General features: G+C 43.3%; 11 protein-coding genes. 1 reads left to right on the forward strand and 10 read right to left on the reverse strand.

Annotation, left to right across the window (positions count from 1 at the left end; genetic code table 11):
* Positions 1 to 13: 13 nt before the first annotated feature.
* The 10 genes from rocF to CI960_RS19630 form a co-directional block, all read right to left on the reverse strand.
* The gene (gene rocF / locus CI960_RS19585; RefSeq protein WP_005861034.1) at positions 14 to 910 is read right to left on the reverse strand and encodes an arginase; all 897 of its coding nucleotides are present in this window, start codon (positions 908 to 910) and stop codon (positions 14 to 16) included.
* 3 nt (positions 911 to 913) lie between these two features.
* The gene (gene rocD, locus CI960_RS19590) at positions 914 to 2122 is read right to left on the reverse strand and encodes an ornithine--oxo-acid transaminase (protein WP_005861033.1); all 1209 of its coding nucleotides are present in this window, start codon (positions 2120 to 2122) and stop codon (positions 914 to 916) included.
* 220 nt (positions 2123 to 2342) lie between these two features.
* Complete coding sequence (locus CI960_RS19595; protein WP_005861032.1) at positions 2343 to 3506, reverse strand: 1-acyl-sn-glycerol-3-phosphate acyltransferase; 1164 nt, start codon at positions 3504 to 3506, stop codon at positions 2343 to 2345.
* Positions 3507 to 3512: 6 nt separating this feature from the next.
* Positions 3513 to 4505, reverse strand: coding sequence for a D-alanine--D-alanine ligase (locus tag CI960_RS19600; RefSeq protein ID WP_005861031.1), 993 nt, complete (start codon positions 4503 to 4505; stop codon positions 3513 to 3515).
* A gap of 2 nt (positions 4506 to 4507) precedes the next feature.
* Positions 4508 to 5587 (reverse strand): RluA family pseudouridine synthase, encoded by a 1080-nt coding sequence (locus CI960_RS19605; protein ID WP_005861030.1) that lies wholly within the window; start codon positions 5585 to 5587, stop codon positions 4508 to 4510.
* Between the two features lie 4 nt (positions 5588 to 5591).
* Positions 5592 to 6218, reverse strand: a complete 627-nt coding sequence (locus CI960_RS19610; protein ID WP_005861027.1) for a PASTA domain-containing protein — start codon at positions 6216 to 6218, stop codon at positions 5592 to 5594.
* 150 nt (positions 6219 to 6368) lie between these two features.
* The gene (gene rpmH / locus CI960_RS19615) at positions 6369 to 6521 is read right to left on the reverse strand and encodes a 50S ribosomal protein L34 (RefSeq protein ID WP_005633099.1); all 153 of its coding nucleotides are present in this window, start codon (positions 6519 to 6521) and stop codon (positions 6369 to 6371) included.
* A gap of 320 nt (positions 6522 to 6841) precedes the next feature.
* The gene (locus CI960_RS19620; protein WP_094582537.1) at positions 6842 to 8740 is read right to left on the reverse strand and encodes a hypothetical protein; all 1899 of its coding nucleotides are present in this window, start codon (positions 8738 to 8740) and stop codon (positions 6842 to 6844) included.
* 33 nt (positions 8741 to 8773) lie between these two features.
* Positions 8774 to 10828 carry a fimbrial protein gene (locus CI960_RS19625; RefSeq protein ID WP_005861021.1) on the reverse strand — a complete coding sequence of 685 codons (2055 nt, stop codon included), beginning with the start codon at positions 10826 to 10828 and terminating at the stop codon, positions 8774 to 8776.
* 32 nt (positions 10829 to 10860) lie between these two features.
* Entirely contained in the window at positions 10861 to 11964 is a 1104-nt protein-coding gene (locus CI960_RS19630) for a hypothetical protein (protein WP_005861019.1), read from the reverse strand.
* Positions 11965 to 12490: 526 nt separating this feature from the next.
* On the opposite strand from CI960_RS19630, the gene CI960_RS19635 reads away from it, so the two are divergent.
* Positions 12491 to 13411 carry an Rpn family recombination-promoting nuclease/putative transposase gene (locus tag CI960_RS19635; RefSeq protein ID WP_005861017.1) on the forward strand — a complete coding sequence of 307 codons (921 nt, stop codon included), beginning with the start codon at positions 12491 to 12493 and terminating at the stop codon, positions 13409 to 13411.
* Positions 13412 to 13426: the final 15 nt, after the last annotated feature.

Here is a 13426-nt window from a genome sequence, read left to right on the forward strand (position 1 = left end):
GAATTTAGATTCCTTATAGACGGGCGGTAATATAATCGATGATCTGCAGACAAAGGTTTGTGGTCTGCTCGTTCACGTCCAGCTCCGGATTCAGCTCTACCAAATCCATCGACTTAACCAGATTCGTAGACAACATATGATCCACGAAGTTATTAAACTCATCCGGCATCAGTCCCTCACACACACGGGTTCCCGTGCCCGGAGCGAAACGGGGGTCTATGCTATCCACGTCTATGCTGAAATGCACGTTGCGGATCTTCCGTTCCTTCAATTTCCGCTTGATATCCTCAGCTACGAAGCCGATGCCTTTCAGATGGATCGTCTCCATCGTATAGACACTCAGCTTCTCCCGCTCGATCAAATCCCACTCGCCCTCATCCAGACTGCGGGTCCCGACCAAGAATACGTTCTGCGGATTCACCTTATTCCCGGGAGCGTAGATATTCACCAGTTCCTCGCTTCCCATCCCCATCAACGCACTCAAAGGCATCCCGTGGATATTACCACTGGGAGAAGTCTCGCTGGTATTGATATCCCCATGAGCGTCCAGCCAGATAATACCGAAATCATCATAACATTTACCCACGCCCGAGGCGCTACCTAAACCCAGCGAATGATCCCCGCCAATCACCAAGGGGAACGCTCCTCCACGCAATGTATCATAAACCAACTCCGCCAGATTCGTATTTACCTCCACGATCGCATCCAGATATTTCATGCTGTTACCCCGTACGAACTTATCCGCCTCGCTAACAGGGGGTACATACAAATTACCCAAGTCAAAGGCTTTATGCCCGTTCTTCCGGATCACCCCCATCAATCCCCGTTCCCGAAGGTGGTTCGGGGCACGCTCTACGCCAGCCCGGTCACATCCCAGATTCAAGGGAACACCTATTACATTTATCTTCATACACTAGAATTTAGCGAACGTATCTCGTATAATGCCAATCGCTTCCATCATTTGCTCCTCCGTAATCACCAAAGGAGGCGTGAAGCGGATGATATGATCGTGGGTAGGCTTGGCTATCAAACCGTTTTCCTTCAACGCCAAACAGATGTCCCATGCCGTCTTCCCATCTTTAGGTTCCGTCACGACAGCGTTCAGCAAGCCCTTACCCCGTACTTTCTTTATCATAGGATTATTAATCCGCTCCATCTCACCACGGAACAGCTCACCCATCTTAAACGCATTCTCCGACAAATGCTCGTCACGTACCACCTCCAAGGCTGCGATAGCGACTTTCGCCGCCAACGGATTTCCACCATACGTAGAACCGTGCTCTCCCGGAGCGATCGTAAGCATGATCTCATCGTCCGCCAATACCGCCGAGACCGGACTGACCCCACCGGACAACGCCTTTCCCAAGATCAAGATGTCCGGACGAATCCCCTCGTAATCGCAAGCCAATAACTTACCGGTACGGCCGATACCCGTCTGTATCTCGTCCGCGATAAACAACACATTCTTTTGATGACAAAGATCATAGCAAGCCCGCAGATAACCATCGTCGGGCACCACTACCCCAGCCTCACCTTGGATCGGTTCCACCAAGAAGCCTACTGCATCAGGATCTTTCAGGGCCTCGGCCAACGCATCCACATTATTATAGGGTATCTTTATAAACCCGGGTGTATAAGGACCGAAATCGGCGTATGAGCTAGGGTCCGTACTCATGGAAATAATCGTAATCGTACGTCCATGGAAATTCTCGCTACAAACCACGATCTTCGCACGTTCCGGGGCAACCCCTTTCCGACGATATCCCCACCGACGGCAAAGCTTCAAGGCCGTCTCTACCGCCTCGGCTCCCGTATTCATCGGCAGAAGTTTGTCATAGCCGAAGAATTTGCAAGTAAATTCCATGTATTCACCAAGTATATCAGCATGAAAGGCACGAGACACGAGCGTAAGCCTCTCCGCTTGCTCCATCAGGGCCTTTACGATCTTAGGATGGCAATGTCCTTGGCTTAACGCCGAATATCCGGACAAGAAATCAAAATAACGTTTTCCTTCCACGTCCCACACGAACACGCCTTCGCCTCTTCTGAGAACGACCGGCAGGGGATGATAGTTGTGGGCACCATACTTCTCCTCACGGGTGATGTAATCTTCCGGTTTCATACTGCTACTGATTTAAATGATTAGCATACTGTAAGCGTTTCTTACCGTATATGCCAAAGATACGAAATAGGGGATTACAATATGTCACCGAAAGCGTATGTTAAGAAACATACATTCATGCAGGTATTTATGAACGTAGATACGTCGGTTAACCAAAAAGGTGTTGTAAAAGGCTTCTTCCGCTCTTTTACAACACCTCTCTATCAAAATCAATTGGAACTTATAAAGTTGTCAAATAGTTCTTCAACGGATTGGAGTACATCTCCAATAGTTTCTTACGTAAGAACGCCTCATCCTTATTCGGAAGGACGATCTTGTCCAACTGTCCTTGTATATACTCCTCGAACTGCTTCTTATCCTTCGGTCCGTAATGCTCGTGGAAACGGCGAGTACCGTTCAGCCAATCATAAGCTACGTAATTACAAGGATAGAAACGATAGTTCTTATAGATCTCCCGGTCGATAACGGACGCGATAGCGCTTACCAGCTCATTCTTCTCCATATCCTTGTCTAGTTTAGCCAAGGAATCATTGATCGGGGAAGTGATCGTGAAGTGGACACGACCCTTATTATTCAGGATACCCGTTTCCATGCTCAACAAATCATCCCGCTGACATTTCACGTAATCCGGATCATCCCGCTTCATCTGGAATTCTTTCGCCTTCAAGAAATCGCAAGGATCAAACTCGTAGGAGATAGCGACCGGTACGATATTCAAGTCCATCAAATTCAACAACAGATTATCCTTATCACCGCCGATACTCAACATTTTTAATACGCTGCCCTGCGTACGATCGTCCGAATCCTTAGCACGTCCCTCACGCTGGGCGATCCATACAGACTCGTTCACATTCTTGATCGCATGATGGATATAGGCGGAAAGCGTCTTGCTGACCTCCAACATCTGACGAACAGAAACGCCACGCTTCACGATAAAGCTGTTATTCAAGCGCACCAACGTCTCGATCCACGGACGGATTAAAAGATTGTCGCCGATAGCGACCTGCGTCATACCATACCCCACATCATATAACATGACGTTCAAGAAGGAGGCATCCAATACGATATCCCTATGGTTCGAGATAAACGTACAGGCCGCCTTATCTTTCGGCAGACGGCTACGCCCTGAGATAGTAAGCGAGAAAGTAGTATTTTTCGCCACCGTCATTACAGCGTCATAGGCCAGAGTAGATTTAAACTCCTCCTTCGTCTTGCAAGCACGCATGGCAACTGAGAATTCCTCCCAATTCAAATTCGGCTTTATGTAACGTAAAGCCCGCTCGAAATCCTCATTGGCGACCAATTTTTCAATCGCGTCCTTCACCTCACTGTTGTTCAGCGGACGGATGTCGTCGAAATTAGGGGAAACTGTTTCTGTATCCATATCTATTCATTTTGTTTTTCTGTTTTTGAGTTCGTCTTCAATAATGTCTGTCATGACATCCTTTATATCCAATCCCGCCGCACGTACTTGCTGTGGGATAAAGCTGGTAGCCGTCATTCCCGGTGTCGTGTTTATTTCCAGTAAGACAGGCTCCCCGTCTGCCGGAATAATATAATCCACACGAATCAGTCCTTTGGCGCCCAATATATCGTAGATCCTTGATGTCTCGCACTGTATCAACTCCGTCAACTCGGTGGAGATACGGGCCGGAGTGATCTCGTCCACCTGTCCGTTATACTTCGCGTCGAAATCGAAGAATTCGTTATTCGTAACCACCTCGGTCAAAGGGAAGACAACCTCTTTACCCTCCACCTTATAGCAACCGCATGTCACTTCCGTTCCATCGATAAAGCGCTCGAGAATCACCTCACGTCCTTCCCCAAACGCCTTAGCGATAGCGGGCTGGATAGCGGAGACCTCTTTCACCTTCGTCACGCCAAAACTACTACCCCCATCGTTTGGTTTCACGAAAATAGGCAAACCCAAACGAGTCACGACTTCTTCGTCCGTAATAGTCTCTCCCTTGAATAAATGAATGGACGCGGCAATTTTTACACCAAAGTCTTTCAAGTAATGATTACATACGTATTTATTGAATGTCAAAGCGCTCACCAGCATCCCGCAAGACGAGTAAGGCATACCGATCATATCGAAATATCCTTGCAAACGTCCGTCCTCGCCCGGAGTACCATGTATCGTTATATAAGCGAAGTCAAAATGCCTCGTCACGCCATTCTCCTTGAAGCTAAAATCATTCTTATCAATTGGTGTATGTTCCCCGCTAGGAAGTATAACCGCCCACTCATCCCTCTTAACGATGGCAATATATAAATTATATTTGTCTTTATCAATAAAAGAGTAGATTCCGTCCGCACTTTTTAATGAAATAACGATCTCGGAGGAATCTCCCCCTGCTACGATAGCGATGTTCTTTTTCATTTTTACAATTCTTTAGTGTTCGCGTATACACGCCATCTGTCGATCAGCTGCTGCATATCGGAAGGAATCTCAGAATCGAAAAACATCTCCTCTCCCGTAGTAGGATGAACGAACCCCAACGTCTTAGCATGCAAGGCCTGACGTGGACAAATAGCGAAACAGTTTTGCACGAACTGTTTATATTTAGTAAAAGTTGTTCCTTTCAAGATATCATGTCCGCCATACCGCTCATCGTTGAAAAGCGTATGACCGATATATTTCATATGTACACGGATCTGGTGCGTGCGCCCCGTCTCCAGACGGCACTCCACCAAGCTCACGTAGCCCAAGCGTTCCAACACGGTGTAATGGGTGACGGCGGTCTTGCCTTGATCGCCTTCCGGGAAGACGGTCATTTGCATACGGTCACGAGGGTCACGACCGATATTTCCCTCGATACGCCCCTCATCCTCTTGAACGATGCCCCATACCAAGGCACGGTATTTACGTTTGGTTGTCTTGTTGAAGAACTGCAGGCTCAGGTTACTCTTGGCCTCCGGGCGTTTAGCCACCACCAATAAGCCCGACGTATCCTTATCGATACGGTGTACCAAGCCTAAACGAGGATCGGAAGGATCATAATAGGGATCATCCTTCAAATAATAAGCCAAGGCATTCACCAATGTACCAGTATAATTACCGTGACCGGGATGTACGACCAAGCCTGCCGGCTTATTCACCACCAGCAAATCATCGTCCTCATATACTATATTCAAAGGGATATCTTCGGGGATAATCTCCAGTTCCCGGCGTGGGCGATCCATCACGATAGAAACCACATCCAAAGGTTTCACCCGGTAATTACTTTTCACCGGCTTATCGTTCACCAAGATGCAACCCGCCTCAGCCGCCAATTGGATGCGGTTACGGGTAGCGCCCATCATACGGTCTACCAAGAACTTATCCACCCGGAGCAGGGATTGCCCCTTGTCCGCTACGAAGCGGAAATGCTCATACATCTGGCTCGACGATGTTTCGTCTTCTTCCGGCATCAACAGGTCGTCTACCTGTTCATCATCCATATCGTCCAAAAACTCGTCCATTCCCTTAAAACCAGTTTTCTATATCACTATCCAATGGTTCTACCGGAATACTATCCAAAGCCAATGAGTCGGGAAGCATATTCGGATCGCCACTGCTTACTTTCAATACCAGATGAGCGGTCAACGGTACATGTTCCCCTTTGAGCAAGGTACGCCCGTTTAACTCCACCCCCATCGCCAAATCTTTATAATCGCCCGGCACATACTCTATCTCGACCGACGAGAAGCCACGGGCCCGCAGCAAGGCATACGCCTGACGGAAAGATAAGTCTTCCACCTCCGGTATCACGGCCATCTGGGAGGTCAATGCGTTAATCGTAACAAAGACGATCCGCCCCTCTTTCACCTTCGATCCGACACCGGGAACCAACTCCACGATGGAGCCCGGAGCCACATCTTTCGAGAATACGGAATCGATCACGTTATAGCGTAGCTTATTATTCCCGAAAAACTCGGCGGCGTCCTCTAGCTTCATTCCTTTCACGTCCGGAACGACCACCGCTTGATTATGGCGGGTATAAGAATCCAGCCACGCCAGTACGCCATAAACAACGCCGCACGACACGACTATCACCAACAAGAGATTGATGACAAACGGATTCTTTATCAGTTTTACAAAAAAGTTACTCATTTCACGTATGTATTTGTAGGCGGTTCAAAAGTAGAAAAAAAACGGCATATAGACCAATACCCACCAGAACAATACTACAAAAACAAAGAAAGTAAAGGCTTTTTAGGAAAAAACCTCTACTTTCTTTATAAATCTTTAGAACGTGACTAATTATCCGTTGTATTCGTCAGATACCGTTAATTTAGCTCTGCCTTTAGCACGACGAGAAGCTAATACTCTACGGCCATTAGCGGTAGCCATTCTAGAACGGAAGCCATGCTTGTTCTTTCTTTTTCTGTTGGAAGGTTGGAATGTTCTTTTCATCTTTCTATATTATTTATTATTATTCGCATACTTATTCGGGCTGCAAAGATAGAGCCTTTTTTTTAATAAACAAAGGGTTGCGCAATTTTTTACGCAAGAACCTTTGATCTCAGACCAAAGCAAGTTAACTTCATCAGCAAATGAAGAAAGCGATGCCGCCCATCTCCTTACGGAATGAATGGCATCGATGAAGCACGAATGCTATATGAGGTAAAGGGCCGGGGAGGAGGTGCAGCCTACGTGTAAAACAAATTCAATCCATTGTGTGCTGCACGCTCCCCGCATCCATTATTCACATGATGGATGGGAACCCGTTATTATTATCTCATATCCACAAATACATAATTACTGGTACTACTTTTCGCCAAATCAGATACAGACATTTTCGCAGTATACGTACCTCCCCAAGATGTGTGTGTAAACGTTATTTCATCATCTGCATACACGGATACTTTATCCAATATTATTTTAGAGCTATTATTAGTTCTAATTGCTGCTCCTCCACCACTTGATATGGAATAAGTGATCGTTACATTACTTCCCACATTGCTTCCATTTCTTCGACATTGCAAATAGAAAGTTTTCGTCTCTTTAACTTTTTCAGGTCTAGTATAACTCAAATCAGAAACAGGATTGAATAAATCAGCCTTTAAAATAACATCATCTTCATCATCATTTGCTGTATTTGTTTTAAATTGAATAACCTTCTCTTCAGGACTAAATATCTGATCCGTATAGACGTAGTACCAATCGCTCGCTCCGGTCGTTTCCAAACGAACACCGGGTTCTACTGCATACAGTTTTTTAGTATATATCTTATATTCAATGGGGAATAAGGATTCATCAATATCTTCCGGTATCGAGAATTTCAGATAAGCATCTTGCTTCTGACCTGCGGCAATTTCATTTGTACCCGTCCCCTCCTTCACGTCTTCAAATCTCGGATTAATAAAGTCATAAGGGGGACGTAAGACCAATTTAATCTTACGCTGCAAATTACCTCCTACCACGTAGAAATACGCTATCTTCTCACCGGAGTCAGGAGCCGGCTTTATATTGGCTGTAATCGTTATCGTCTGATTGCCAGAAGGTATCCAAGAAGGATAACTTAAGTTACCATCTACGACATCCGACATTCCCTCACCCGGAACCACACTCAACTGCCCTGTTCCCGCATATGTCGCAATCATCGACAATGTGTTAGAAGAGCCCGTAAAAACGAATGTCGTCTTTGTAACATTCAAGGCCTCGCCATCATAAGTTATATTCGGATACTTTTCCATAATAGCCGAGGCCGTGATATTATTATCCGCTATCACATTTTCATCTATAACCTCAGCCCACGTAGCTCCTTTTCTGGAAACGCTCTTGACCGTTATATTAAAGGCATAATTACGAACGACATCATAAACACGAGTTACCTTATCATTCTCATCCTTTACGGCAAGATCAATCTTATAATATGTATAGGTCTTGCTACCATCAAATTGCGCCTTAATAATAACAAAAGTCGCATTCTTATCTTGATTATAATGTTCAAAAGTATACACAGATTCACCCGGCTTCGCATATTTACTAGCATCTGGCTCATTCTGGGGCGCATAAAAATCTTGATTTGGAATATTCAACTTTCCCGCATCTTTATAACCGATAGATGCCAACTGTGATTCATTATAAATGAGATAAGAAACATTTTTCAATTTCACAGCTGCCTCCGATGAGAGATTCAGCGTTATTTTAGCCCAGTTTCGTAGTAGTTCAACATTGTTACTACCAGCAGCTTCCAGACTATTGCTTATATTTTTCGCAGGAATATCACTAAAAGTTCTCTTTCCCCAAAAGATTTGCTTATCTGTCACTAACGAGGCCATTCCGCTTTCTAGGGAAGGGGTTAACGTTCCATCATTGGCGACAAAATGGATGGTACGGGTCTCTTTTGAGATAGAAGCCGTATATCCATTGCCAGAAACAACAGCTTCTACAACTGGAGAGATAAACTCTCCATCCTCATTAAATGTATATAGATATAAGGACTCAACACCTTTCTCCACATCCCCGGTCGCTTTCGTAATCTCAAGAGCATTCGGAGCATCTACAGAGAACGAAAGAGAGACCATTGATCCATCTGTCGGTTGAATTTCTATTTGTTCTATTTCCTCTGTCGCACATGAAGCGAGCAACAGAAAAATGGAAAACAGGCTATATAATTTCTTTATCATAAAAATCTCTATTTAAATCATTAATAAACATCTTTAATATAAATCTCTTACACAACGAATACCGTCAGCTTTTTGACTAGAGGCATTATTAGTAAACTGATTACGTTTATTTGCCCCAAAGTCATAATACCAATACGGCATTGCACACCAATAAGTACCGTTTGTATTAAACAAATAGTTTACCGCAGGAGAAGCGTCTTGTACTGTATTCATAAACTCTAACTCAGCTAAAGTAGGAACCCTCCATGTGCCAGCCTCATAATAGGTACCATCCTCTAACCTCTCCCAATATTTTTTACAACGTTCTACCGCTTTGGAATATGTATAAGTACCTGTACCTACAGCACCAAATCTTGAGGCTACTACAAATTTTGGAGATACTAATTCCGCAGAGAAAGCGTCGTCTTTAGTCACCCGGACTCCATTTTTTATAGTACTAGGATCTCCAATTATCAGATTCCCTGCAGCTTTGACAGTTATTGTAAAAATATTAGGGTTTCTATCTCCGTCAGGAACATCTGCTGGACCAGCTGTTTCAGAGACTTTCCCCTCTAAATATTGTGCGGGATATTGATCTACTATAATTTCAGGCACTTTCAATCCGTCATTATTATAAATCCCAAAAACAAACTCTTTCGGAAAATAATTCACGGGTAAAGAGCTTTTAATGGTTATATAGCCTTGTTTCCCTACTGCTACAATTTCTGGATATTGATCTTTTTTGTGCCTATTTTCGTCTGTCCATTTACTATAATAGCTATTAGGATAATATGTACCTGTTCTCTTCGTGATCTTTCCTTTTACCAAATAATATTCTTCATAAGTAGCATTAGTAGGCATCTCTACTGTTACATCTGAACTTGAGACAAACTCTATCTTATACTCAGTGATATTCGCCATCACCACCTTAGTCTCCCTCACGAACAAATACTTCAAATCCGCAATAACCACATCCACGACAAACTTTTCCACGCCTTCCCACGGAGTTGTAGATACCGTAAAGTTGATTCGTTGTGTCTTCATGGATATTTTACCTGTAAGCTCATATCTATTACCATGTATGATACCATTTGTCGTACATCCTTCAAGCGCTGTCGTAGGATTAAAATCCTCATATTTATAAGAATGATCTTTCTCTTCCTCTATAATACTTCCCTTCGTTACATTTTGAATAGTCATATCCTCATTAAAGGTAGTCGTGACCTGTATCTTTTGTAAATCACCCGTTACATATATAGACAATGGGGTTAACGTCGTGTTCAACTTCTCATAGGTATAAAAAGGTAACGCAACGCCATTTTGCAATGTAATATCCTTTGCCGTAGAGAAAGCATCATCATATTGATTATCTCGACCAAGCAATATTAAATCTGATTTCTGATTGATATTCTTGACCGTAAGTTCAGTTACAGTATAGAACCACTGGTTGGTTACTTTTGTATCATCTGTTGTAGACACAGTCTCCGGCTCTTCATCTACCGTAAACTTCATATCGATGCGTGCCGCTAATTGTGTCATCGGAACAGATATACTTGTCACAGCCGTATTTAGGTCATACGCAGCCAACTCCCCGACCTTTACCAAATTTGAAGCATCAAAAGTTCCACCTGAAACGGTTTCCGACAAACCTTTCAGGTTCTCATAAGTAGTCGTTCCCAATCTAGCCAAGTCCTCATAATGCGTTGAATTCGCAATCGCTACGATACGAACCTTACCTGTCTTTGCTTGTATATTATCAATTTTATAAGCAATCAATGTTTTTCCATCAATCGTTACGGTAGAATTGGGAATTCCCCCGTCAAACGCTACAGACTTGTACTCCAAGCACTCACCCACAGTTCCATTCGCCTCATTAAATATAGCGACCACAACATTATTCACTTTTACCTCATCCTCTGTCGAATATGTATACCCTTCAGCGATATCCCCTCCAGCTTTCGTCATCGCTGTCACTTCTCCCAAAGTAAGAGTCATAGAGAATGAGATATCCCGCCCGTCCTCATTTCCTCGCTGGACTTCTTCTTCCGAGTTACAGCTCGTGAAAAGCAGTCCGACAAACAGCACTGATAATATATTCCTTATTTTCATAATCTTGTATTTTTATTTTACCCGTTTACACCTTAATTATCTTCCATAGGAATGGATATGGTATTATTCAACCAATCTCTTGTATAGCAAAGTAGTTCTGTCTCGACCTTATCTCCAATAATAGTCATATTGACAACCAAGCGATAAACATATCCGGATTTCACACCATGCAAAATATTACCCTCCTTATTGATCACAAACTGCCTTGTCGTTCTTTCCTCGCTATTTCCGACCTTAAACCGGACTTGCATTTTCACTTGATCACTTTCTGCCGCCGCCAGATTCCGGAACGAGTAAAAAGACAATACATTTTTATTCTCCACAAAAGAATAAGTTGACGGAAACTCTGATGCTCCATTATATACCTCCACATTACACGTCTTACTCTCTGAGTTATAAGTCGCATTTTTATGAGTTTGCTCATTTGTCGTATAACTCTCAGGATTCAAGTTCAACAGATCCACTCCTGTAACAGTAATCTTCTCTTGAACAGATGCTCCTTGAAAACCAGAAACATTAAATTCCGCAAGTTCTATACGAGCGGTTAGCTGAGAAAAAGGGACTGGACCAACTTCTAAAGGTTTTTCCAATGCTTCCCTAATTGTCGCATAACCGGCAAAGTTGGAATCAAAATTGATATTCATTTTCCCTACTTTAACTAAAGCATCCTTATTATCCTGTATTATATCGTTTATATCACTTTCCGATTGACAACCCGCAAACGATTTAGAGCTATTAGCGATTAACATTACGGAGTAAGGGCTAGGCTTTTTCACTTTCACGATTACTTTTGCCCAGTCATCTTCCGTGCCGTTTTTCTTTTTAACGATATAATTCTCGCTATTTACAAACAGCCCTTCCATTATCGAATTGACTTGCCCACCCTCAAAAAAAATCAATGTACAATTATTAATCTTTGCCTCGTCCATGGAAGCAGGCAATGTCCCTACACCAGACAAGGATTTTGTCTCCAAAGAAAAAAGAGAAACTTTCATAGAAAGGGCAACCTCTCCCTCCTCTATCACAGCACTCCCCGAATGTCCTTTCTCTATATCCCTCAGCGCATCATCATCCATTGAGCACGAGACCGCCAGCAGTAACAAGCAGATACTTGAGATTATCGTCTTTATTTCCATATTCTTATATTTATTCGTTCAACTTCCTTATTCTTGATAAAAGACATTAAGATGGATTGAGTTCAGATAGGACTAAGGCGGTGAGTTACGTAGGAAAATAGGCTAAATAAGGAAAGATCAACCCTCTCCATTATTGAATGGCAAATTGAGCTGATCTGAAAATAATGTCTACCAAAAATAATAAAATTGGATAGAATATGCAATCTGACAAGTATTTGGAATGGAAGGAAAGGTATTAGTCCTATCTGTACTAGATACCGGAAATTTGTAAGTTAGGCTTTTTACACTGACAAAATTAAATGGATACATTAATGAATGGAATAGGCGGAACTTTCAACTTTAAGGGGTAAAACTAGCAATTTAAGGTTTGTTGAAATAAACGATAGAGAATCCTATCATTTCGATAGAGATACCCATGCTGCCAGAGAAACATTATAGGTCATGGTTGCTTTTTTATGAATAGGAACAAAGATAATCGTTTAATTCATTATCTTTGTGGAAGTATAAACAAATAAACAAGATAACTATGAAAAATAAATCATCGTTAGTACGTTTCGATTGGGCGATCAAACGTTTACTTCGCCAAAAGTCCAATTTTGTAGTCCTCGAAGGTCTTTTATCCACCCTTCTCGGGGAAAACGTGATTATTGTCCGCATCCTAGAAAGCGAAGGTAACAAAGAGGATAGCGAGGACAAGTTCAACCGCGTAGACGTATTGGCAGAAAACAGTAAAGGCGAGCTGGTAATCATCGAGGTACAAAACAACCGGGAGCTAGATTATTTTCACCGTATGCTATATGGCACATCCAAGGCAGTCACCGAGTATATTCATGAGGGAGAGAAATACGGTACTATCAAGAAAATCTACTCCGTAAACATTATCTATTTCGATCTTGGGCAGGGAAAAGATTACGTATATCACGGGAAGACCCAATTCAAAGGTATTCATTTTGACGATATATTGAAACTATCCACCCGCCAACGGGAACAATTCGTCAAACAAGAAGCTGGCGATCTTTTTCCTGAATATTACGTATTACGTGTCAACGAGTTTGACGAACTGGCGAAAACACCCCTCGACGAATGGATCTATTTCCTAAAAACAGGAGAAATAGATGAACATGCCACCGCCAAAGGATTGCCAGAAGCACGGGAGAAGTTACGGATCGATAAACTCAGCCCTTCCGAGAAGGGCCAATACTACGCCCACATGGAAGCCCTTCGATATCAAAAGAGCGTCATCGAGACCGGATGGATAGAAGGGCATGCGGATGGACGAGCGGAAGGCATCGCGGAGGGTAAAGCGGAAGGTAGAGCGGAGGGTATCGCGGAAGGACAGAACCTAGAGAAACGTCAAATTGCCGCCAACTTGAAAAAGCAAGGGCTTCCCATCGAGATCATAGCGAATTGCACAGGGCTCTCTCCCGAAGAGATAGCGGACTGTTAGCGCAAACTTAAAAAG

The organism is Parabacteroides sp. CT06 (assembly GCF_002257605.1).
GTDB classification, from domain to species: Bacteria; Bacteroidota; Bacteroidia; order Bacteroidales; family Tannerellaceae; genus Parabacteroides; species Parabacteroides distasonis.

What these genes read in the sequence shown, in the direction of transcription:
- rocF (WP_005861034.1), bottom strand. Translation starts at nt 910, where the DNA reads ATGAAGATAAATGTAATAGGTGTTCCCTTGAATCTGGGATGTGACCGG.
- rocD (WP_005861033.1), bottom strand. Translation starts at nt 2,122, where the DNA reads ATGAAACCGGAAGATTACATCACCCGTGAGGAGAAGTATGGTGCCCAC.
- CI960_RS19595 (WP_005861032.1), bottom strand. Translation starts at nt 3,506, where the DNA reads ATGGATACAGAAACAGTTTCCCCTAATTTCGACGACATCCGTCCGCTG.
- CI960_RS19600 (WP_005861031.1), bottom strand. Translation starts at nt 4,505, where the DNA reads ATGAAAAAGAACATCGCTATCGTAGCAGGGGGAGATTCCTCCGAGATC.
- CI960_RS19605 (WP_005861030.1), bottom strand. Translation starts at nt 5,587, where the DNA reads ATGGACGAGTTTTTGGACGATATGGATGATGAACAGGTAGACGACCTG.
- CI960_RS19610 (WP_005861027.1), bottom strand. Translation starts at nt 6,218, where the DNA reads ATGAGTAACTTTTTTGTAAAACTGATAAAGAATCCGTTTGTCATCAAT.
- rpmH (WP_005633099.1), bottom strand. Translation starts at nt 6,521, where the DNA reads ATGAAAAGAACATTCCAACCTTCCAACAGAAAAAGAAAGAACAAGCAT.
- CI960_RS19620 (WP_094582537.1), bottom strand. Translation starts at nt 8,740, where the DNA reads ATGATAAAGAAATTATATAGCCTGTTTTCCATTTTTCTGTTGCTCGCT.
- CI960_RS19625 (WP_005861021.1), bottom strand. Translation starts at nt 10,828, where the DNA reads ATGAAAATAAGGAATATATTATCAGTGCTGTTTGTCGGACTGCTTTTC.
- CI960_RS19630 (WP_005861019.1), bottom strand. Translation starts at nt 11,964, where the DNA reads ATGGAAATAAAGACGATAATCTCAAGTATCTGCTTGTTACTGCTGGCG.
- CI960_RS19635 (WP_005861017.1), top strand. Translation starts at nt 12,491, where the DNA reads ATGAAAAATAAATCATCGTTAGTACGTTTCGATTGGGCGATCAAACGT.